The sequence below is a fragment of the Pseudomonas sp. FP198 genome (assembly GCF_030687895.1).
In the GTDB taxonomy this organism is placed as follows: domain Bacteria; phylum Pseudomonadota; class Gammaproteobacteria; order Pseudomonadales; family Pseudomonadaceae; genus Aquipseudomonas.
Genome location: NZ_CP117452.1, coordinates 1,861,851 through 1,880,189, shown reverse-complemented (window position 1 = coordinate 1,880,189; position 18,339 = coordinate 1,861,851). Strand labels below are relative to the sequence as shown.

Genomic DNA, 18,339 nt, shown 5'->3' with positions numbered 1-18,339 from the left:
TGAAGCCCTACACCAACGAGCACCGGTCAAAAAACCGCTCGCGCCCCAGGATCATCAGCGCCGCGCGCTTGTGCGGGAAATCGAATTCCTTTTCACAGTGAAAACACTGGTTATGCAGATGCCCGATCATCCTCGCATTGTCGGCCCGAGGCTCGGCCACCACGCGCTGGGTACGCGGATCGTCGAGAAACAGGTAATGCACCAGTGCCGATAGCCAGCTTGCGACCTTGTGCGGACCTCGATGCTGCTCTTCGCCCACCAGCATGTGAATGCCGCGGTCATAGGCGTGAGCGTCATAAAACGGTGCGATTCGATCCTCCTTGGCCCAATAGGCTTCGAAGTAGGCGAATGGCTGCTCATCGAAACAACCGATCAAGGTCAAGACCCGAGGGTCATGCTCAAGCCTGGTCAAGTACTCGCGGTGCTGTTCCAGGCTGCCCTCCTCCTGCCAGAAGCTCGCCACCCTGGGGCTGTTCTGCCAGCGGTTGAATCGCGTCAGGTCTTGCTCGATTTCAAGCGTGCGCAAAGACACCCAGGCCCCCAGCCGCGCGTCGAAACGGCGATACACCTCGCCGCGCGGCTTGATCCGGCGACGTGGATGGCGCTTGCCGTCGGTGATAATCATCTGTTGCGGATAACTGCCGCTGAACGACTCTCCCAGCCAGGGCTGCGGCAGTTGCCAGAACAGCGTGCGTTCGCAGATGTATTCGTCGCTGTGCTCCCCGCCCGTCAGCAAGCCGCTGAGCAGGGCCTCACCGGGACGCTCATTGAGGTGCCAGACCAGGCGCTGACATTCGGGATCCCTGGCAAGCAGCCAATAGCAGGCCGCCCAGAGTGCCGGGCCAACCGGCCGGTCGTTGCTTTCCTGCAAATGCACGTGCAACTGGGGGCCGCGCTCCAGGCGCAGGCGGATCAGCGGCGCGCCTTCGAGCATCAGGCTCAGGTGGCGTTCGGTTTCATCGGCACCCAGGCTGCGCCCGCCGGGCAAGGGCAATATCGTCGGCTGATTGAGGTTGGACATGGGGGCTCACGTTTTCGTCGGTGGTCAACGTGTGACGTGAGCCAGGCAGATAAATTTAAGGTCCGCTTTCAATGAGCGTGGGTCGGCACCAGCTCGATCCGGTAGGGCTGGAAGATTTTCAGCAACTGGCCGTCGTCCCGCAACTTCTGCAACATCTGGGCGAACGCTTGGGGGGAAATGGGCGCCTGGGGCCGGATCAGTGCGTAATGATGGTAAATCTGGTCGATGCGTTCGGATACCAGCAACTGCGAGGCCACTTGCGGATTGCGCAACACGTAATCGCTGAGGTAGGAACGGGTCACCAAGGCAATGTCCGCGCGGGTGCGCAGTACCATTTGCAGGTTGCTGTCGTGGGAATAGGTCAACGTGGCGTTGTATTGGCCGATGAGGAACTTGGGGTCGGCGTTGAATTCGGCAAAGGCATAGTGATAACCGCTGAACAGGGCCAGGCGCTTGCCCCTGAGATCGGCGAAATAGCTCTGCTGGCGATCCGGCTGCCGTTGGGCGACGAATATCTCCGCATCCTCCAGGCCCATGTCTACCGGAGTATGGGGCACATCCTGCCAACCCCAGTCGGGATTTTCGAAAATCGCCATGTCGACCCGGCCCTGCTTGAAATCGTTGAACCGACGCGGAATCGAAGTAGGTACCAGCACGAATTCATAATCGGCCTGTGACCGGTTCAAGGCTTCCACCAATTGCGGTAACAGACCGGTGTCGGCGCCGTTTTCGGGACGAACGGTATAGGGCGGGAAATGCGCCGCGCCGATCCGGACCACTTGTGCAGCTTCAACTGACACGGTCAAGAACATGGCCAGGACGGCCAGCAAGGTACGTGAGGTCATCCCCATCGGCGAACACGTCAAGATAACCACTCCCCAAAGTCCCCATCACTCTTCACGCTAGGCGGTTTCAGCCGCTTAGCCAGCCGCGCGATCAATTTAAAACAGCGGCTCGATCATTGTTCTTCTTTCATTCGTCGCGCGGGGCAATTTAAGCTGGCCAAGGCAACCAAGCAAGCGCTCGGACAGCGAACAGCCATCTTCCATGCAGGACAACCTCCATCAGGCCGGTCTGGTCGCTCGCGCGTCATCAGGGACTAGGCGGATGCTTCGGGTTTGACTACGCTCAAACCCATCTGCACGCCGATACCGGGAACCTTGCAATGCCTTACTGGCTGGTGATTGATCTGGAAGCCACCACCGACGAAGGTGGCTGGCCGGTTACCGAAATGGAAATCATCGAAATCGGCGCCACCCTGGTGAATCGGGATGGGCGCGAGGTGGATCATTTCCAGCGCTTTGTACGGCCGCTGAGGCGCCCGTTGCTGACCTCTTTCTGTCGCACGCTGACGCATATCAGCCAGGCCAATATTGACGGCGCCGCACCGCTGACCGAGGTCTGGCCGGCATTCGAACACTGGCTGGCGCCCTATCGAGCGAACCTCGAAGGCTGGGTCAGTTGGGGGGACTACGACCGCAAGCAATTGCTGCAGGAATGGCAAGGCCAGCACTTGCACAGCGCGCTCGGCCAGGTACCGCACATGAATCTCAAGCAGCGCTTTGCCAAGGCCCGTCGGCTGGAGCGACCGCTGGGGCTCAATGCGGCGTTGCAACTGGCCGGCCTGCAGTTCTGCGGCCAACAACACCGTGCATTGGAGGACGCCCGTAATACGGCGCGATTGTTGCCGCTGGTGCTGACCGGCTGAGCGCCCTGCCAGGCGCGACAGATGACGACTGTTGTGGCCTTGTGCATACTGGCCGGCCTTTTTCAGCCCTTTCTCGAGGAATCGCCCATGTTCAAAGTCAACGAGTACTTCGACGGCACCGTCAAGTCGATCGCCTTCGGCACTGCCGAAGGTCCAGCGACCATCGGCGTCATGGCACCGGGCGAATATGAGTTCGGCACTGCGCAGCGGGAAATCATGCATGTCGTTTCCGGCGCCCTGACCGTGAAACTGCCCGACAGCACCGATTGGGAAACCTTCGCCGCCGGTAGCCAGTTCAACGTCCCGGCCAACAGCAAGTTCCAGCTCAAGGTTGCCGTCGACACGGCTTACCTCTGCGAATATCGCGGCTGAGCCCCGTGGCGAGGGAGCTTGCTCTCTGGCCACAAAAGCACCTGCGTGATCAATAAAAATGCCCGTGTCCAGCGACACGGGCATTTTTATTCAGGGATCTTCTATTCCAGCACTTCGACCGGCATGCCGACCTCAAGTCGGCCATTGCCATCGTTGACCAGATTCTGGCCGAACATCGCACCATCCGGGGTAGAACGGTACTGCTGCAACGTGGCGAAAGGCTCGCGCTGCGGATCGCGTTCGCCAGTCTGCGGATCGACCGTGGTCATGATGCAGCGTGAACACGGCTTGACCACCCGGAACTCTACCTCGCCGATACGAAGACGCTTCCAGCCGTCTTCGGCGAACGCCTCGCTGCCCTCGATCACCAGGTTGGGACGAAAGCGCAGCATTTCCAGCGAGCGGCCGACCCTGTTGGACAAATCCTCCAACGAGGCCTGGCCGATCAACAACAAGGGAAAACCGTCGGCGAAGGCCACCTTGTCGTCATCCTTGCCGTAGCCGGCTGCCGTGGTGCGAGCCAATTCCACCGGCACATGGACCAGCCGGGTGCGATTGCCGATGAATTCACTGACCCAGGCAGCCGCCGCGTCACCGGCATCCGGCACACGCAGAGTATCGCGCCAGATGATCACGCCACGCCGTTGTTCTTCGAGAGAAGGCGGCAGCGCCACCTCGATGGCACCGTAACCCGGCGCGCTGAGTGTCAGTCCGCCCGCCGCGTCCCACAACGCCGAAAGCTGGCTCATCTTTGCCACGGCCCGCTGGGTCAGGAAGCGCCCGGTGGCCTCATCCACCAGCATCCAGCGTCGATCACCGTCGAGCCCGAGCTTGTCCAGGCCGATGCCCTGCAGCGGCTGCCCCTTGCCGGACTTCAACGGATACCGATACAGCGCGCTCAGCCGCAACATGATCAACTTTCCCTGGTGACGAAAAAGCGCAACCTTATACGAGCGAGCCGGTGAAGCAAACCTCGATCAGCCTCAGCCGAGCATCAACCGCTGGCGCACCACGTCGACCAGCTTGTCCGGCTGGAATTTGGAAAGGAAGTTGTCACAGCCAACCTTCTTGACCATCGAATCGTTGAAGCTGCCCGACAGCGAGGTATGCAGCACCACGTAGAGCCCACGCAGGCGTGGATCGTTGCGGATTTCCGTGGTCAGGCGGTAGCCGTCCATCTCGGGCATTTCCGCATCGGTGAAAATCATCAGCAACTTGTCGGTCATCACTTCGCCGGTGTCGGCCCAGGCCTTGAGCATGTTCAGTGCCTTCAAGCCGTCGCTGGCGATGTGCATCTTCACGCCCAACTGGCCCAGGGTGTCACGCAACTGCGAGAGCGCGACATTGGAATCATCCACCAGCAGGACCTCTCGACCGCGGGCTCGTTCCAGCACCGGATCCTCGAGCTTGTCCCGTGAGACCTTGGCGTTGTAGGGGACGATTTCGGCGAGGACTTTCTCCACGTCGATGATTTCCACCAACTGGTCGTCGACCTTGCTGATAGCCGTCAGGTAATGCTCGCGACCGGCACTGGTCGGAGGCGGCAGGATGGCCTCCCAGTTCATGTTGACGATGCGGTCCACGCCCCCTACCAGGAACGCCTGTACCGAACGGTTGTACTCGGTGACGATGATGGTGCTGTTAGGTCCCGGCACGAGCGGACGCATGCCGATGGCCTGGGAAAGATCGATCACCGGAAGGGTCTGGCCGCGCAGATTGACCACGCCGCAGACGAACGGGTGGCGCTGGGGCATCAAGGTCAGCTTCGGCAGTTGCAGTACTTCCTGGACCTTGAATACGTTGATGGCGAACAATTGGCGCCCCGCCAGGCGAAACATGAGAATTTCCAGGCGATTCTCACCCACCAATTGGGTTCGTTGATCTACTGTGTCGAGAATGCCGGCCATCGATGACTCCTGGGCTTGTTCGGATGAATCTGTAAAGACGCTATCGGCGGTATGCGCCGGATCTTGACCCCGACATTAAATACCGCCGCGGGCATTGATGTCACATCGACATCATGCTTTACTGGCCTTCCGTTTTACATCCGTTTTTTCCGCTGCGCGACTTCCGTTGACGCAGTAAGTTCCCCTGCCTAAGGGATTCCCCTAGGCACAATCAGGTCTAACCTGATATTCCCGATATCCAATAGCCATTAATGTGACGCCATTCTCATTGCTGAACGGAGTCAGGCTTTTGTGCGCGACTGCAGAACAACGGATTTCCAGCCTCCCAACCGATTTCAGTGCAATCGTTTGCGAGGCCGAGTTTGCGATCCGCAAGGCACCTTCGTTCGTACCGGCCATGAGATCCAGCCGTTCGCCACACGCGATCTACTTTCGCCTGACATGATGTTGTGGAGATAAGCATGCCGAACGATCGCAACAATTGGAGCCAGCGCCTTCCCGAGTTCCTGATTGAAGCCGAGACCCTCTTGGCCAAGTCGGAGGAATGCCTGAGCCATCTGGAGCTGATCAACAACGACAAGGATGCCATCGACTGCATGCTCAGCACGTTGCTGAAGCTGGCAAACAAGGCCGACGCTCTCGCATTGGAGGCCGTTTCGGAGTTTTCGCTGCATATCCATGGCTTGCTCAGTCATGCGCAACACCACATGGAGCTGCACGACCAGGCACTGGTCGCGCTGAAGGATTGTTTTACCCTGATGGCCTGGCAGTTGGAGCTCGTCGACCACACCACCGGCAAACTGAGTCTGGACAACACTGAACAGACTTCCCTGATCGAAGCATTTGCCTTCCAGGTCGGCCAGAGTCCCTGCGAGGCGTTGCCGACGCCGCGTCCGATGGCGTTGGTTCCTTACGCACAAAAACAGGCATGAGCTGGTAGCAGCCGACCAACCCCCTGTGCCTGGCCCGTCGTGCTTTGCCGCCGCCAAGCCGGGCGCGACCAACCAAATCCGAAGTGGTACTATGTCTCGCGTCAGTCGCCTCGGACAGCGGCGCAAGAAGCCGCCAACCGAAGCCGTCCCCGACCTGAAACGTTTACCCGACCCGGCCCGTCAGATGCGCTGACTGGCCTGCCCGCAGCGAACATTCATTGGCTCCATCCGCTATGCACGCCAGCTTCAAGTCAATCATTACCTGGCCACCGTCCCGAGAAAACGCCCGCCGGTTCACATTGCTGCTGTGTATCTGCTCGACCCTCGGTTGCCTGCTGGCCTACTTGTTGGCCCATCCGCTGCCGCTGGGCTTGCTGGTGCTCAATGGCGCGGCGCTGGCCTGTGTCTGGATCCACTATCGACTCTCGCGCAAGTCCATCAAGTTCCAGCCGCAGGAACTGGCTGACCGACTGCTGGAGGTCCAGGAAAACGAGCGTCACCGGCTCAGCCGCGAACTGCACGACGACATTGGCCAACTGCTGACCGCGGCAAAACTGCAAAGTGAATGGCTCAAGCGCCGCCTGCCGGAAGACTTGCAGGGCCAATGCAGCGTACTGAGCGACACGCTGGACGAAACCCTGAACAAAGTGCGTGATGTCTCGGCGATCCTCAATCCCAGGCAACTGACCAGCCTCGGGCTGGAAGCCAGTCTCCGCGCTCATCTACTCAAGACATTGGCCAATACGCCGGTGAAATGGAGCCTCGATTGCCAGCAGCGCATGACCGGCATCCCGGACGAAATGACCGTGGCCGCCTTTCGGATCACTCAGGAAGCCGTCACCAACATGTTGCGCCACGCCCAGGCGAGCAATCTGCTGGTGCGCCTGCAACGTCTTCCTGAAGGGCTGACGTTGCTGATCAGCGATGACGGCCGGGGATTCGTCCCGGCCAGCCACCCCGGCCGCGAAGGACAGCGCGGCATGGCCGGCATGTCGGAGCGAGTCGAACAGTTGGGCGGCACCCTCAAGATCACCAGCGAGGCCGGCAAAGGCACGCATATCGAAGCTCGTATTCCCTGGGCACCGCGTGCCCTTGAGCGGGCCAGCAAGAATAAGGTTCTCCATTGACTTGTAATTTGCTTCTGGTAGATGACCACTCGCTGATCCGGGCCGGTGTACGCGCCCTGGTCCTGGATCTCCCTGGCTACGCCGTCGTCGGCGAAGCCAGTGACGGCGCGCAACTGCCGGAACTGGTGGAACGCCTCAACCCCGATATCGTGCTGCTGGATATTTCCATGAAGGATACCGGCGGCCTGGAAGCCTTGCAGCAACTCAGGAAGGTACGCCCCCAGAGCAAGGTGCTGATCCTGTCCATGCACACTGACCCCGCGCTGATCATGCAGGCGCTGGAGTCAGGAGCCCATGGCTACCTGCTCAAGGACACCACTGCCACCGAGCTGGCGCACGCCCTGGACGCGTTGCGCAACAACGAGCGCTACCTGAGCCCGGCCATCGCCCATACCGTGATCAACCAGGCGCTGACCCGCGTTCAGAAACATCAGCCCGATCCAGCCCAGAACCACAACCTGACGGCGCGCCAGCTGGAGATCCTGCGGCTGATCGTTCGTGGCAAGTCCACCCGGGAAATCGCCAACGGCCTGAGCCTGAGCATCAAGACCGTGGAAACGCACCGGGCCCAGATCATGAAGCGCCTGCAGATCCACGACGTGGCCGGACTGGTACTGTTTGCGGTTCGCGAGCAGATTATCAGCCTGGATGATTGAGCAGCGCCGCACCCTCCAGCAATGGCGAATCCGACGGCAGGTGCACCCGCAGCGCTTTCGGGCGCACGGTGAAACGTAGATCGTCGACCTGCAACGGCTCGCCATCCAGATTGATGTCCAGGCCCTGCGCCACCTTGATTTCCACCCAGGGCAAACGCGCTCGTACGAACATGTTGTCTATGCCCAGGCCACCGGCCAGCAGATCCTTGAGCGTACTGACAACCTCTTGAGGCGCCGGGAGGATGCTGATATCGAGCAAACCGTCGTCGGCGAACGCCTGCGGACAGAGCAAATGCCCCCCACCCGCCTGCCGACCATTGCCGATGCCCAGCGCCAGCAAGTCGCCGCGCCAGTGGAAATCGGGACCCTGCAGTTCGCCATAGGCTGCGCTCAACTCACTGAAACGCGACAGGCCGGTAAACAGATAAGCGGCGCCTCCCAGGACTTTCTTCAAGTCCTCGGAGGTATTGGCGGTCACCTGGCTACCAAAGCCGCCCGTCGCCATGTTCAGGAAAATACAGCCGCCGACCTCGCCCACATCAATCGCCCTGGGCGTGACATCCAGCAGCTCCAGGGCCTGGTCCGGCTCCAGTGGAACGCCGGCCGCCCGGGCAAAATCGTTGGCAGTGCCCAGGGGGAGCAATACCAGGCTGGCATCGCCAGGCCGCTGGACCATCGCCTCGGCGATATCGCGCAGGGTTCCGTCACCGCCGCCGGCGATCAATCGGGTGTAACCGGCATCCAGTGCTTCGTCGACGCATCGCCGGGCATCCCCAGCTTCCCAGGTCAACCGTACCGCCAGGTCCCAGCCCTGTTTGCGCTTGAGCATCACTGCCGCGCGAACCTCTTCGTTGAGCGCTTGCTTGCCGTGCAGGATCAGTAGCGCCTTGCCTTTGCTCATCGTTGTCTCCGTCATTGGAAGGTTCAGGAAATGGGACCGCTCATTCAGCCGAAAAAGCCCGGCGCTGCTCAATTTATTCAAAATAAGACCCGGCACCTCGAAGGAGGCGGCGGACTGCCGCTTCTCGGCAACCCTTCATTCAAGGACTTTTCCTACAAGATCTGGCGAATCAGCTCAATTGACCCTCTAGCCGTATTGGAACACCTTGGCATTCTGTTGCGCTGAACCGAAAAAACCCAATAGACAAGGATGAATAACCCATGGATGGATACATCAAGGCCCGCAGGGGCAGGACCGATCATTTGAAGGCTCATGGACACAGCGGAGGAACGCCTCATGCCCGGCCATGAATTCAAATTGTCCCCCCGGCAATTTGGCCCGCTCAGGAGCGAGCGGGCCGATAAGCAAAACGAAGGCAAAAGTTGCATTAATCCCGTAGGAGGAATTGATTTGGAACCGCGCGTCGTTGAACTGGAAACCCACCTCAAATACATCCGCAGGGACATGGATGAAATCCGTACCGATGTGAAAGCGGTCCGACACCGGCTCGCCTATCTGGCCGGCGCAGCCGCGGTGGTGGTCGGCCTGCTGGGCTGGGTAGCGAACAGCCGCTTCGATCAGGTGGTGACGTTGCTGTCGCGATGAAGGCCGGCATAAGGCACGGTTACTCGCTCGGCGCGGACAACGTTGCCAGGATTAATCCAGCACTTCGCTCAAGGGAATGAAGCTCACTTCATCACCCTGGGCCAGTGTTCGCCCTTCGAGGACTTCTACCAGTCCCTCGGCCCAGGCGGCGCTGCGCAGGACACCTGAGCTCTGGTTGCGGTAGATGATCGCCTGACCGTTTTCAATGCGACCTCGCAAGTACTCTCGGCGAGAGCCCGCCTTCGGCCAGGTGAAGCCTGCAGGTATCTTGAACTTGAGGGGCGCCACTGACTGAACGCCCTGGCGCCGCAACAGGTAAGGCCGAGCCAACAGTGCAAAGGTCACCAGTGTAGAAGCGGGATTTCCCGGCAGGCCTATTACCGGCAGACCACGGAAGTGCCCGAACGTCAGCGGCTTTCCAGGCTTGATAGCGAGCTTCCAGAGCGTCAATTCGCCTTCTTCGCGCAATGCAACGCCGAGAAAATCCGCCTCCCCCACCGATACGCCGCCGGTGGAAAGGATCAGGTCGACATCCGATAGCCCGGCCAGACAGCGACGCGTAGCGGGCAAATCATCGGGCAGGATACCTGCGTCGACAACATCGCAACCCAGGCGCTGCAACCAGCTGCAGAGCAGGACACGATTGCTGTTATAGATCTGGCCTGGACCCAGGTTCTGACCCGGCTCCACCAGTTCGTCGCCGGTCGACAGCACCGCAACGCGTACTTTGCGCACCACTGGCAGCGATGCGCACCCCAGGGATGCCGCGAGGCCCAACTCGATCGGACCCAGGCGGGTGCCGGCGTCGAGGACTCGCTCCCCGATGGTTGTTTCCTGCCCTTGAGGTCGAATGTTCTGTCCGCTGACCATGGGCTGGGTGAACCTTACCCGCTGGTCATCTTCGACAATCGCATTCTCCTGCATCTCGACGCAATCGGCACCCGGCGGGACCGGCGCCCCCGTGAAGATACGCGCGCAGGTACCCGCGGCGAGAGCGTCTGGAGCCTGCCCGGCGAAAACCCGCTGACTGACGACCAACGCCTCGCCGCTCCAGTCATTCAGGCGCAAGGCGTAGCCGTCCATCGCACTGTTGGGCCAGGGCGGCAGGTCAAGTGTCGAGACCAGGTCCTCGGCCAATACTCGCCCCTGCGCCTCAGCCAGCGGCACGCGCTCATGCTGAGTGATGGGCGTGGCTGCCGCCATCTCGAGCAACCGCTCCAGCGCGACCTCGACGGCCATCAGGGCGCCGGCCTTGCCCGGTTTACCCACGGGATTCACAAGGGGCAGCCTGTTTCAGATGGGCGACGAAATTACACGGCCGATGGCGCGCATCCAGTTGTTCGGCCAGGATCCCGTCCCATCCGGTGCGCACCGCATTGGTCGAACCCGGCAAGCAACAGACCAACGTACCGTTGGCCAGGCCGGCCAGCGCCCGGGACTGAACGGTAGAAGTGCCAATGTCCGCCACGGATATCTGCCGGAACAATTCACCAAAACCATCGACCTGCTTGTCCAACAGGCACGTCACGGCCTCGGGCGTGCTGTCGCGACCGGTGAAACCGGTGCCACCGGTGATCAACACCACTTGCATCACGTCCTCGGCGATCCAGGTGGCGACTTGTGCGCGGATCTTGTACAGATCATCTTTAAGCAGTACCCGGGCCGCAAGGTTATGCCCAGCCTCCGTGAGGCGGTCGACAAAAACCTGTCCCGACGTGTCGGTTTCCAGAGTACGGGTATCACTGACAGTCAGCACCGCGATATTGAGCGGTACGAAAGGTACATCAGCCTTGGCTTTCATAGGCTCGTCCAGTTGTAGGGGAAACAGCCCGGTGTTATATCACAGCGCCCCATTTTTTCGCCTGTGCGGAGACACATCATGACCTCGAACGATCCCTTGCCAGCCTGCTCGATCCTGCTCCTGGCGGGTGGCCGCGGACAACGCATGGGAGGCCAGGACAAAGGCCTGCTGGAATGGCAAGGCGAACCGTTGATTGCCCACCTTCATCGGCGGACCCGGGCCCTGAGCGACGATCTGATCATCTCTTGCAACCGCAACCCGGAGCGCTACGCATTGTATGCCGACCAGTTGGTTCATGACGATGAGGAGGGTTTTCCCGGGCCGCTGGCAGGCATCCGGGCGGGCCTCAAGGTGGCGCAGCATGCGTATGTGCTGGTACTGCCTTGTGATGTTCCGCAAATCGACTCAAGCCTGCTCGACAACATGCGCGAAACGGCGTGCCGTCATCCCGGCAGGCCAGTGATGGTGCGTCAGGGTGAACATTGGGAGCCGTTGTTATGCGTTATCCCACGGGCCTTGGCGGCAGACTTTGAAAGGGCCTGGGACGAAGGCGAACGCAGTCCCGGCCGCATCATGCGTACGCTGTACGCCGTCGCCTTGCAATGCCCGGCCAACGATGCCCGGCTGGCCAATCTCAATACGCCGGAACTGCTGGCCCGGCATACAGGCGTGTCAGATTGACACTAGCCAGGAACTTACATGCGATGTATACGTCTTACGGTCAGTAACTTGAAGAATCCATTTCGGAGAAACACCATGACTCAACGGACCCTCGCCACTTTCATGCTCGCGCTGGGCCTCGCCACTCTCGCCGGGTGTGCATCGCCAACAGTGATTACCCTGAATGACGGTCGCGAAATCCAGGCCGTCGACACGCCAAAATACGACGAAGACAGCGGCTTCTACGAATTCGAGCAACTGGACGGCAAGCAGACTCGCGTGAACAAGGACCAGGTTCGTACCGTTAAAGACCTGTGATCTTCAGCGTTACAGCCAGATAGAAAAAAGCCCGCAAGCATTGCGGGCTTTTTAATGCCTGGCGGAAAGTGGGATGGCTACCAGCGCAGGGCAATATCACTCTCGAAGACCCGCTGCTGACCCGTGATCGGATCGATGAAACCCAATCTCTTGGCCAACAGCTTGAGCGGGTTGGCATAGTCATCCTGGGGATCCCTAATCACATCGGGATAAAACGGATCGTTGCAGATGCCAGCCCCCAAGGCACTCATATGCACCCGCAGCTGGTGCTTTTTCCCGGTAACCGGATACAGGCCGTACCGCCACAGGTCGCCGTTCATCTCAAGCACTTCCATGGCCGTCTCGGTATTGGGCTCGCCTGGCCCCTCCTGCATCCGGAAAAAAGGCTCGCCGTCGATCATCCGGCTTCTGTGCACACACGGAAAAGCCACTCCGGGCAGTGCGGGGGCAATGGCTTCATAACTTTTTTCGATTCGCCGCGTCGGAAACAACGATTGATAAACCGAACGCGTCTGCGGATTGGCTGAGAACAAGACCAGCCCGGCCGTGTGCCGATCAATACGGTGCAAGGGCACCAGATGGGGGTTATCCAGGCGCCGGATCAAACGGCGCAGCAACGTCTCCTCCACGTATTCTCCCGCCGGCGTGACAGGCAGGAAATGCGGTTTGTCCGCCACCACCAGATGCTCGTCGACGTAGAGAATCGACTCCACCACCGGGATCGGTTTTTCATCGGGCACTTCGCGAAAATAGTGGATCCGCATGCCTTCGCGATAAGGCAGGTCAACACCGATCGCCCGCCCCTCCCCGTCCAACACTCGCCCCCGGGCAATCCGATCCAGCCACTGCTCGCGGCTGATCGTGCTGAAATGCTCGCAAAGACATTCCAGCACCGTCTGCCAGGAGCCAGGCGGCAAGTACAGTGTGCTGGCCTGATGGTGCGCGGCGGAAAATGATGAACCGGACATTGAAGGCTCTTGAGCGTTTACGGGGCCGGTATTATCCGCCACTCGCACAAGCCGGCACAGTGCTGATTGGCTCATGCGCTAATTGATGTCGATTTTTCCGCTGCCTCGGTGAACTCCTTCAACCAGCGCAGCACCTCGACTGCCTCCCAACGTCCCGGGTCGTACAATGCATACAACAACCCCTGGTAACCCACCACGTCCAATTGCTTGTGGTAACCGGCACGCTGGAACAACGCTTCGATCTCGGCAAAACAGGTGTTGAAATGCAGCTTGTTGAAGGGTGTCTTGCCTTCGGTTACCAGACCATCCAGGCGCAACTCCAGGACCGCCTCGCGCACAACGTCCGCGGACATCCTGTTCACGCTGTTTTTCAATTGTTCGACATTGACCAAGGGACGCACTCCGGATAGCTGTATGGGCATACAGTAACCGAAGAATGTCATTTCGCCAATGGCGGTGAATGGACCCAGGCGATGGAAGGTATCAACGCAGAAACGCGGCAACCCGATCGGAGTCATCGAAGGGCCAATCCAGCTCTGCCCCTGTATCGATCCGACGGAGCACGGGGATGCGTAAACCATAGGCTTCGAACAAGGCCTCGCTTTCGGTGATATCCACCAGTTCTACCAAGAGGCCATGCTCGACGAAAGGCATCAGCACGCCCTCGGCAACTTCACACAGGTGGCACCCCAGGGTGCCGAACAACTGGCATTCAGGCGACATGGCAGGTAGACCCGAAAAAATAGACGATCATTCTAGGCTCGCTCCACGTGGCCGTCGAGCGGCCTGCCGTGGCTCATCATGTTTCAGGTAAAACGCTGACGCAAATCATTGAGCTCAAATGTCTTTTCGGCAATGCTCGACGTATTTTCTCTCCTAAGCTGGATGTCAGCGTCTTGAAACGGAGTTCCTCTTGTTCGCCAACCTGCTGATCATCCTAGCCTCGTCCCTGGTAGTCATCGCCCTGTTCAGGCGATTGCGCCTGCCACCGGTGCTCGGCTACCTCTGCGTCGGGCTGGCGGTCGGCCCCACTGCCCTGGACTGGGTAAACGACAGCGAGGAATTGCCGGATCTGGCCGAGCTCGGCGTGGTCTTCCTGCTGTTCTCGCTGGGGCTGGAATTCTCGTTGTCGAAGATGCTCGAACTGCGCCGGGTGGTGTTCGGCCTCGGCAGTTTGCAGGTGGTATGTTCTGGGGTGCTGCTGGGTGGCGTGCTGGTGGCCTGCGGTGCCCCGGCGCTGGCGGCACTGCTCCTGGGCGCCGGGCTGGCGCTGTCGTCCACGGCCATCGTCAGCAAGGAGCTGACCAGCCTGGGAGAAATTTTCAGCAGTCACGGCCAGAACGCTATCGGTGTGCTGCTGTTCCAGGATGTCATTGCTGTATTGCTGTTGACCCTGGTGCCGGTCTTTGCCGGCAGCAGCGAGTACGCCTGGTACTGGGCGCTGCCCCTGACCCTGGGCAAGACTCTGTTGCTGTTCGGCGGCCTGCTGCTCGCCAGCCGCTGGCTGCTGCCCCGACTGTTCCATGAAGTAGCCGCGTCCCGGTCCGCCGAACTTTTCGTGCTGCTGGCGCTGGTGATCGTACTGCTCACCGCATGGCTGACGCACCTGCTCGGCCTGTCACCGGCCCTGGGGGCATTCCTGGCCGGCATGCTGCTGGGAGAAAGCCATTACCGGCACCAGATCGAGGCCGATATACGTCCGTTCCGCGACATCCTGCTGGGGCTGTTTTTCGTCAGCATCGGCATGCTGATCGACCTTCGACTGTTCATCGACGATGGCCTGCAGATACTCGGCTTGACCCTCGGCTTGATGATCATCAAGGGCTGCGTGGTCGCCGCTCTGGTCAAGTGGCGCGGCAGTGACGGTGAAACCGCGTGGCGCAGCGGCCTGGCCCTGGCTCAAGGTGGCGAGTTCTGTTTTGCCCTGATGGCATTGATGCAGCAGAACCGCCTGATGCCCGCCGACATCGGCGGCCTGCTGTTGGCCGCGACATTCTGCTCGATGCTGCTGACCCCGCTTTTGCTGCGTGCAGCGCCGGGGATTGCCGCGCGCCTGCACCGCAAACCCAACCAGGAAGCACAACTGGACCAGATCAGCGAACTCAATGCAGGCTTGTCGGGTCATGTGGTGATCTGCGGGTATGGTCGGGTGGGCCAGTCCATCGGGCGGTTCCTGCGCCGCGAAGGCCTGGCCTTTGTCGCCCTCGACGACGACCCGGTGATCATTCAGGAAGCCACGGTCGATGAGCGCTGCGTACATTACGGGGACTCACGCCGGGCAGACCTGCTGGCCGCCGTCGGACTGAGCCGCGCCCGGCTGCTGGTCATTGCGGTCGACAAGACGGACATCGCGCTGACCGTGCTCAGGGCAGCCCGACGCGTCAATTCGCAGGTACCGATCCTGGTGCGCACTCGAGACGACAGCCAACTGGCCGAACTGCAGGCCGCCGGAGCGACCGAAGTGGTCCCGGAACTACTTGAATCGAGCCTGATGCTCGCCTCTCACGCGCTGGTCATGCTCGGGCTGCCGGAGCAGCGGGTCCGGCAGCATGTGGACCAGGTTCGTCACGAACGCTATGGCCTGCTGCACGGGTTCTATCCCGGCAACCAGGACAAGGAACCGTAGCGCAGCACTCAGTCCTGACTGACGGCACCGATCTTGTGGATCGACAGATCGGCGCCGTAGTACTCCTCTTCCTGGGTCAGCCGCACGCCCAGCACGAACTTGATCGCGCCATAAACCGCGAATCCGCCGACCAGGGCAATGACGACGCCCAACGCAGTACCGACCAGTTGGCTGACCAGGCTGACGCCGCCCAGGCCACCCAAGGCTTGCTGGCCGAAAATGCCGCAGGCAATGCCACCCCAGACGCCGCACAGGCCATGAAGGGGCCAGACCCCGAGCACGTCATCGATTTTCCACTTGCCCTGCGCCGCGGTGAAACACCAGACAAACAGCCCGCCCGCGATGGCTCCGGTCGCCAGCGCACCCACCGGATGCATCAAGTCGGAACCGGCACAGACCGCCACCAACCCGGCCAACGGGCCGTTATGCAGGAAGCCGGGGTCGTTGCGCCCGATGATCAAGGCCGCCACGGTCCCGCCGACCATTGCCATCAACGAGTTGACCGCCACCAACCCGCTGACTCCAGGCAACGTCTGGGCACTCATCACGTTAAAACCGAACCAGCCGACAATAAGAATCCACGAGCCCAACGCCAGGAACGGGATGCTCGAAGGCGCGAACGCCACCAGGCGCCCGTCCCGGTAGCGACCATTGCGCGGCCCGAGCAACAGTACCGCGGCCAATGCCAGCCAGCCGCCCATGGCATGCACGACCACGGAGCCGGCGAAGTCATGGAAACTGGCGCCGAAACGGGCTTGCAGCCAGGCTTGCAGGCCGTAGTTGCCATTCCAGACCAGGCCTTCGAAAAACGGGTAGATGAACGCTACGATCAGCACCGTGGCGCACAACTGCGGTACGAACCGGGCACGCTCGGCGATTCCTCCGGAAATAATGGCCGGGATCGCGGCGGCAAAGGTCAGCAGGAAGAAAAACTTCACCAGGCTGTAGCCGTGGTCGGCGCTGAGCACCGCCGCTGGCTGCAAAAATGTCACGCCGTAGGAAATCCAGTAGCCTATGAAGAAATAGGCCAAGGTCGACACTGCGAAATCGCTGAGGATCTTCGACAACGCATTGACCTGATTCTTTTGCCGGACGGTGCCTACTTCAAGGAACGCGAAGCCGGCGTGCATGGCCAGAACCATGACCGCACCGAGCAGGATGAACAGCGTGTTGGAGCTGTGGACCAGACTGTCCACGGCGCTTTGCAGATTTTCCATGGTGTTGGCAGACCTGAAGAAAGTTGAAATGGCACCAAAGCGGTTCAATCGAGCGCCCGACGCACCAAGTTGAAACGCCTCGCGCCCCTGCGAGCCGCTTTGGTGCACGAAAACCGCTGTCACGTCGTTGCGCAGCGTGGTGCTTCGCGGGTTTTGATTATTTGGGTTAAGGTTTTGCGGGCTTTTGCCCAGCTTCAGCGCACAGGCGCATGCTGACGCACCAGTACATGGCGGATGCCAGAGCAAAAGTTGTACCAGCAGTTTCACTGAACCTTCCGGCAAGGCTCATACTCGAACGCTTCAGACGTCACTTACGGAGATGCACCAATGGCCAGAACCCAGGCAAAGACTGCTCAAGAAACCTTGAAGGAAGACTTCCAGACGCTGGTCAAGGACACCGAACGGTTGCTGGACCACACGGCGACCCTGGCGGGTGATCAGGCTGACGAATTGCGCAGCCAGATCCACGAAACCCTGTTGCGCGCCCGTGAAACCCTCAAGCTGACCGAAGACTCGGTACGCGAGCGCGGTCAGGCTGCTGTGATTGCCACCGAAGAATATGTGCAGGCCAATCCTTGGCAATCGGTCGGCATCGCTGCGGGCGTGGGCTTTTTGATCGGACTGCTGGCGACACGGCGCTAATGATGGGCATCGACGAATCCGGCTCGCCCGAATCGGGCACGAAGCCTACCGCGCGGCGCCTGGGCGCGGCATTCCTCGGCTTGCTGCACAGTCATGTCGAATTGTTCGGCATCGAATTGCAGGAGCAGAAGGCCCGCACCGTCAGCCTGTTGCTGTTTGCCGGGCTTGCGCTGGTTTTCGGTTTGTTGCTGCTGGTCGGGCTGTCTGCACTGGTGCTGATCCTGGTGTGGGATACCTATCGCCTGGCGGGAATCATCGGCCTCTGCCTGTTTTATCTGCTGGCGGCGTTGTTTTGTGGGCTTCGGCTCAAGGCAGCGATTTTCGATGAATCCTCGCCTTTCCACGCCACCCTCGAAGAACTCGCCAACGACCGGGAGCGCCTGTTGCCATGAGTCGGCCCGATATTCCCCAAGCCCGTACCCGGCAGGAGATGCGCAAGGCGCTGGTGCGCCTGCGCATGGAGATGCACCGCCAGGAAATTCGTCAGGAAACCCGGCAACTGCTGCACCCGCTGCAACGGGTGCGCGGCTTTACGCAAAGCTGGCACGAGGGCTTCGGCCTGAAGCATGCGTCACTCTGGGGCGTGGCCGCCGTGTCCTTGCTCGGCTTCCTCGGCGGCAAGCGGACCCGAAGCGGACGCTCAGGGCGCCCAGGTGGCTTCTCGCGACTGATCCGGCTGGCAACCGCGCTGCTGCCGCTGATCAAGCTGGCCAAGACTGTACGCAAACCCTGACGGCCGTCTCCGCGGACCGACCCTGAAAGGGCCTTTCCATTGGAACGGCCCGATTGACCCGTCCGTGCAACACCCGGGTACAACAGGTCGAGGCCTGCAACCCTT

24 protein-coding genes are annotated in these 18,339 nt (G+C 60.6%); 13 read left to right on the top strand and 11 right to left on the bottom strand.

Features of this window, described 5'->3' with window-relative positions; all coding sequences use genetic code 11:
- Positions 1–7: 7 nt before the first annotated feature.
- Together PSH78_RS08835 and PSH78_RS08830 are read right to left on the bottom strand one after the other, a co-directional pair.
- On the bottom strand, positions 8–1,021 hold the full coding sequence (locus PSH78_RS08835) for a GNAT family N-acetyltransferase (RefSeq protein ID WP_305499829.1): 1,014 nt from the start codon (positions 1,019–1,021) through the stop codon (positions 8–10).
- 68 nt (positions 1,022–1,089) lie between these two features.
- Complete coding sequence (locus PSH78_RS08830) at positions 1,090–1,866, bottom strand: ABC transporter substrate-binding protein (protein WP_305499827.1); 777 nt, start codon at positions 1,864–1,866, stop codon at positions 1,090–1,092.
- Positions 1,867–2,186: 320 nt separating this feature from the next.
- On the opposite strand from PSH78_RS08830, the gene PSH78_RS08825 reads away from it, so the two are divergent.
- Together PSH78_RS08825 and PSH78_RS08820 are read left to right on the top strand one after the other, a co-directional pair.
- Complete coding sequence (locus PSH78_RS08825; RefSeq protein WP_305499825.1) at positions 2,187–2,729, top strand: exonuclease domain-containing protein; 543 nt, start codon at positions 2,187–2,189, stop codon at positions 2,727–2,729.
- A gap of 87 nt (positions 2,730–2,816) precedes the next feature.
- Complete coding sequence (locus tag PSH78_RS08820) at positions 2,817–3,101, top strand: pyrimidine/purine nucleoside phosphorylase (RefSeq protein ID WP_003183665.1); 285 nt, start codon at positions 2,817–2,819, stop codon at positions 3,099–3,101.
- Between the two features lie 101 nt (positions 3,102–3,202).
- Here PSH78_RS08820 and PSH78_RS08815 read toward each other — a convergent pair whose 3' ends face one another.
- Both PSH78_RS08815 and PSH78_RS08810 read right to left on the bottom strand, forming a co-directional pair.
- The gene (locus PSH78_RS08815; RefSeq protein WP_305499823.1) at positions 3,203–4,012 is read right to left on the bottom strand and encodes an MOSC domain-containing protein; all 810 of its coding nucleotides are present in this window, start codon (positions 4,010–4,012) and stop codon (positions 3,203–3,205) included.
- A gap of 72 nt (positions 4,013–4,084) precedes the next feature.
- A complete protein-coding gene (locus PSH78_RS08810) occupies positions 4,085–5,008 on the bottom strand; it encodes a chemotaxis protein CheV (RefSeq protein WP_214999118.1) in 924 nt (307 codons plus the stop codon).
- Between the two features lie 461 nt (positions 5,009–5,469).
- On the opposite strand from PSH78_RS08810, the gene PSH78_RS08805 reads away from it, so the two are divergent.
- The 3 genes from PSH78_RS08805 to PSH78_RS08795 all read left to right on the top strand — a co-directional run bounded on the left by PSH78_RS08805 (position 5,470) and on the right by PSH78_RS08795 (position 7,723).
- Positions 5,470–5,940, top strand: a complete 471-nt coding sequence (locus PSH78_RS08805; RefSeq protein ID WP_305499818.1) for a hypothetical protein — start codon at positions 5,470–5,472, stop codon at positions 5,938–5,940.
- A gap of 233 nt (positions 5,941–6,173) precedes the next feature.
- Positions 6,174–7,067 (top strand): sensor histidine kinase, encoded by an 894-nt coding sequence (locus tag PSH78_RS08800; RefSeq protein WP_305501210.1) that lies wholly within the window; start codon positions 6,174–6,176, stop codon positions 7,065–7,067.
- Positions 7,064–7,723 (top strand): response regulator transcription factor, encoded by a 660-nt coding sequence (locus PSH78_RS08795; protein WP_305499816.1) that lies wholly within the window; start codon positions 7,064–7,066, stop codon positions 7,721–7,723. Before PSH78_RS08800 ends, PSH78_RS08795 begins: the two co-directional genes overlap by 4 nt.
- Here PSH78_RS08795 and yegS read toward each other — a convergent pair.
- Positions 7,707–8,624, bottom strand: a complete 918-nt coding sequence (gene yegS, locus PSH78_RS08790; RefSeq protein ID WP_305499814.1) for a lipid kinase YegS — start codon at positions 8,622–8,624, stop codon at positions 7,707–7,709. The genes PSH78_RS08795 and yegS overlap by 17 nt on opposite strands.
- A 30-nt stretch (positions 8,625–8,654) precedes the next feature.
- On the opposite strand from yegS, the gene PSH78_RS08785 reads away from it, so the two are divergent.
- Positions 8,655–8,849, top strand: coding sequence for a hypothetical protein (locus PSH78_RS08785; RefSeq protein WP_305499813.1), 195 nt, complete (start codon positions 8,655–8,657; stop codon positions 8,847–8,849).
- A 111-nt stretch (positions 8,850–8,960) separates the two neighbouring features.
- The gene (locus tag PSH78_RS08780; RefSeq protein WP_305499812.1) at positions 8,961–9,269 is read left to right on the top strand and encodes a hypothetical protein; all 309 of its coding nucleotides are present in this window, start codon (positions 8,961–8,963) and stop codon (positions 9,267–9,269) included.
- A 51-nt stretch (positions 9,270–9,320) separates the two neighbouring features.
- On the opposite strand, the gene glp is transcribed toward PSH78_RS08780, so the two are convergent.
- Both glp and moaB read right to left on the bottom strand, forming a co-directional pair.
- A complete protein-coding gene (glp, locus tag PSH78_RS08775) occupies positions 9,321–10,508 on the bottom strand; it encodes a gephyrin-like molybdotransferase Glp (protein ID WP_305501209.1) in 1,188 nt (395 codons plus the stop codon).
- A gap of 22 nt (positions 10,509–10,530) precedes the next feature.
- Positions 10,531–11,070 carry a molybdenum cofactor biosynthesis protein B gene (moaB, locus tag PSH78_RS08770; protein WP_305499810.1) on the bottom strand — a complete coding sequence of 180 codons (540 nt, stop codon included), beginning with the start codon at positions 11,068–11,070 and terminating at the stop codon, positions 10,531–10,533.
- Between the two features lie 78 nt (positions 11,071–11,148).
- Here moaB and mobA point away from each other — a divergent pair, with 78 nt between their 5' ends.
- Both mobA and PSH78_RS08760 read left to right on the top strand, forming a co-directional pair.
- Entirely contained in the window at positions 11,149–11,751 is a 603-nt protein-coding gene (gene mobA / locus PSH78_RS08765) for a molybdenum cofactor guanylyltransferase MobA (protein WP_305499808.1), read from the top strand.
- A gap of 75 nt (positions 11,752–11,826) precedes the next feature.
- On the top strand, positions 11,827–12,048 hold the full coding sequence (locus tag PSH78_RS08760; protein WP_025212647.1) for a YgdI/YgdR family lipoprotein: 222 nt from the start codon (positions 11,827–11,829) through the stop codon (positions 12,046–12,048).
- 77 nt (positions 12,049–12,125) lie between these two features.
- Here the strand turns inward: PSH78_RS08760 and PSH78_RS08755 are convergent, their stop codons facing one another.
- From PSH78_RS08755 to PSH78_RS08745, 3 genes are all read right to left on the bottom strand, one after another.
- Complete coding sequence (locus PSH78_RS08755) at positions 12,126–13,016, bottom strand: pseudouridine synthase (RefSeq protein ID WP_305499805.1); 891 nt, start codon at positions 13,014–13,016, stop codon at positions 12,126–12,128.
- 71 nt (positions 13,017–13,087) lie between these two features.
- Positions 13,088–13,408 (bottom strand): transcriptional regulator, encoded by a 321-nt coding sequence (locus PSH78_RS08750; protein WP_305499804.1) that lies wholly within the window; start codon positions 13,406–13,408, stop codon positions 13,088–13,090.
- A gap of 91 nt (positions 13,409–13,499) precedes the next feature.
- Positions 13,500–13,739: a glutaredoxin family protein gene (locus PSH78_RS08745; RefSeq protein ID WP_305499803.1), complete on the bottom strand. Its 240-nt coding sequence runs from the start codon at positions 13,737–13,739 to the stop codon at positions 13,500–13,502.
- Between the two features lie 190 nt (positions 13,740–13,929).
- On the opposite strand from PSH78_RS08745, the gene PSH78_RS08740 reads away from it, so the two are divergent.
- Positions 13,930–15,642 carry a monovalent cation:proton antiporter-2 (CPA2) family protein gene (locus tag PSH78_RS08740; RefSeq protein ID WP_305499802.1) on the top strand — a complete coding sequence of 571 codons (1,713 nt, stop codon included), beginning with the start codon at positions 13,930–13,932 and terminating at the stop codon, positions 15,640–15,642.
- Between the two features lie 8 nt (positions 15,643–15,650).
- On the opposite strand, the gene PSH78_RS08735 is transcribed toward PSH78_RS08740, so the two are convergent.
- Positions 15,651–16,859: an ammonium transporter gene (locus PSH78_RS08735; protein WP_305499801.1), complete on the bottom strand. Its 1,209-nt coding sequence runs from the start codon at positions 16,857–16,859 to the stop codon at positions 15,651–15,653.
- A 327-nt stretch (positions 16,860–17,186) separates the two neighbouring features.
- Here PSH78_RS08735 and PSH78_RS08730 point away from each other — a divergent pair, with 327 nt between their 5' ends.
- The 3 genes from PSH78_RS08730 to PSH78_RS08720 are packed head-to-tail and all read left to right on the top strand — an operon-like array spanning position 17,187 to position 18,234.
- A complete protein-coding gene (locus PSH78_RS08730; protein WP_305499800.1) occupies positions 17,187–17,501 on the top strand; it encodes a YqjD family protein in 315 nt (104 codons plus the stop codon).
- A gap of 2 nt (positions 17,502–17,503) precedes the next feature.
- Positions 17,504–17,893: a phage holin family protein gene (locus PSH78_RS08725; protein WP_305499799.1), complete on the top strand. Its 390-nt coding sequence runs from the start codon at positions 17,504–17,506 to the stop codon at positions 17,891–17,893.
- The gene (locus PSH78_RS08720; protein WP_305499798.1) at positions 17,890–18,234 is read left to right on the top strand and encodes a hypothetical protein; all 345 of its coding nucleotides are present in this window, start codon (positions 17,890–17,892) and stop codon (positions 18,232–18,234) included. The genes PSH78_RS08725 and PSH78_RS08720 overlap by 4 nt, the downstream gene beginning before the upstream one ends.
- Positions 18,235–18,339: the final 105 nt, after the last annotated feature.

Coding starts and splice junctions, on each gene's coding strand:
- PSH78_RS08830 (WP_305499827.1), bottom strand. CDS start 1,866: ATGACCTCACGTACCTTGCTGGCCGTCCTGGCCATGTTCTTGACCGTG.
- PSH78_RS08730 (WP_305499800.1), top strand. CDS start 17,187: ATGGCCAGAACCCAGGCAAAGACTGCTCAAGAAACCTTGAAGGAAGAC.
- moaB (WP_305499810.1), bottom strand. CDS start 11,070: ATGAAAGCCAAGGCTGATGTACCTTTCGTACCGCTCAATATCGCGGTG.
- PSH78_RS08810 (WP_214999118.1), bottom strand. CDS start 5,008: ATGGCCGGCATTCTCGACACAGTAGATCAACGAACCCAATTGGTGGGT.
- PSH78_RS08760 (WP_025212647.1), top strand. CDS start 11,827: ATGACTCAACGGACCCTCGCCACTTTCATGCTCGCGCTGGGCCTCGCC.
- PSH78_RS08745 (WP_305499803.1), bottom strand. CDS start 13,739: ATGTCGCCTGAATGCCAGTTGTTCGGCACCCTGGGGTGCCACCTGTGT.
- PSH78_RS08725 (WP_305499799.1), top strand. CDS start 17,504: ATGGGCATCGACGAATCCGGCTCGCCCGAATCGGGCACGAAGCCTACC.
- PSH78_RS08780 (WP_305499812.1), top strand. CDS start 8,961: ATGCCCGGCCATGAATTCAAATTGTCCCCCCGGCAATTTGGCCCGCTC.
- PSH78_RS08805 (WP_305499818.1), top strand. CDS start 5,470: ATGCCGAACGATCGCAACAATTGGAGCCAGCGCCTTCCCGAGTTCCTG.
- PSH78_RS08835 (WP_305499829.1), bottom strand. CDS start 1,021: ATGTCCAACCTCAATCAGCCGACGATATTGCCCTTGCCCGGCGGGCGC.
- mobA (WP_305499808.1), top strand. CDS start 11,149: ATGACCTCGAACGATCCCTTGCCAGCCTGCTCGATCCTGCTCCTGGCG.
- PSH78_RS08815 (WP_305499823.1), bottom strand. CDS start 4,012: ATGTTGCGGCTGAGCGCGCTGTATCGGTATCCGTTGAAGTCCGGCAAG.
- PSH78_RS08785 (WP_305499813.1), top strand. CDS start 8,655: ATGGGACCGCTCATTCAGCCGAAAAAGCCCGGCGCTGCTCAATTTATT.
- PSH78_RS08825 (WP_305499825.1), top strand. CDS start 2,187: ATGCCTTACTGGCTGGTGATTGATCTGGAAGCCACCACCGACGAAGGT.
- PSH78_RS08735 (WP_305499801.1), bottom strand. CDS start 16,859: ATGGAAAATCTGCAAAGCGCCGTGGACAGTCTGGTCCACAGCTCCAAC.
- yegS (WP_305499814.1), bottom strand. CDS start 8,624: ATGAGCAAAGGCAAGGCGCTACTGATCCTGCACGGCAAGCAAGCGCTC.
- PSH78_RS08720 (WP_305499798.1), top strand. CDS start 17,890: ATGAGTCGGCCCGATATTCCCCAAGCCCGTACCCGGCAGGAGATGCGC.
- PSH78_RS08755 (WP_305499805.1), bottom strand. CDS start 13,016: ATGTCCGGTTCATCATTTTCCGCCGCGCACCATCAGGCCAGCACACTG.
- PSH78_RS08820 (WP_003183665.1), top strand. CDS start 2,817: ATGTTCAAAGTCAACGAGTACTTCGACGGCACCGTCAAGTCGATCGCC.
- glp (WP_305501209.1), bottom strand. CDS start 10,508: ATGGCCGTCGAGGTCGCGCTGGAGCGGTTGCTCGAGATGGCGGCAGCC.
- PSH78_RS08800 (WP_305501210.1), top strand. CDS start 6,174: ATGCACGCCAGCTTCAAGTCAATCATTACCTGGCCACCGTCCCGAGAA.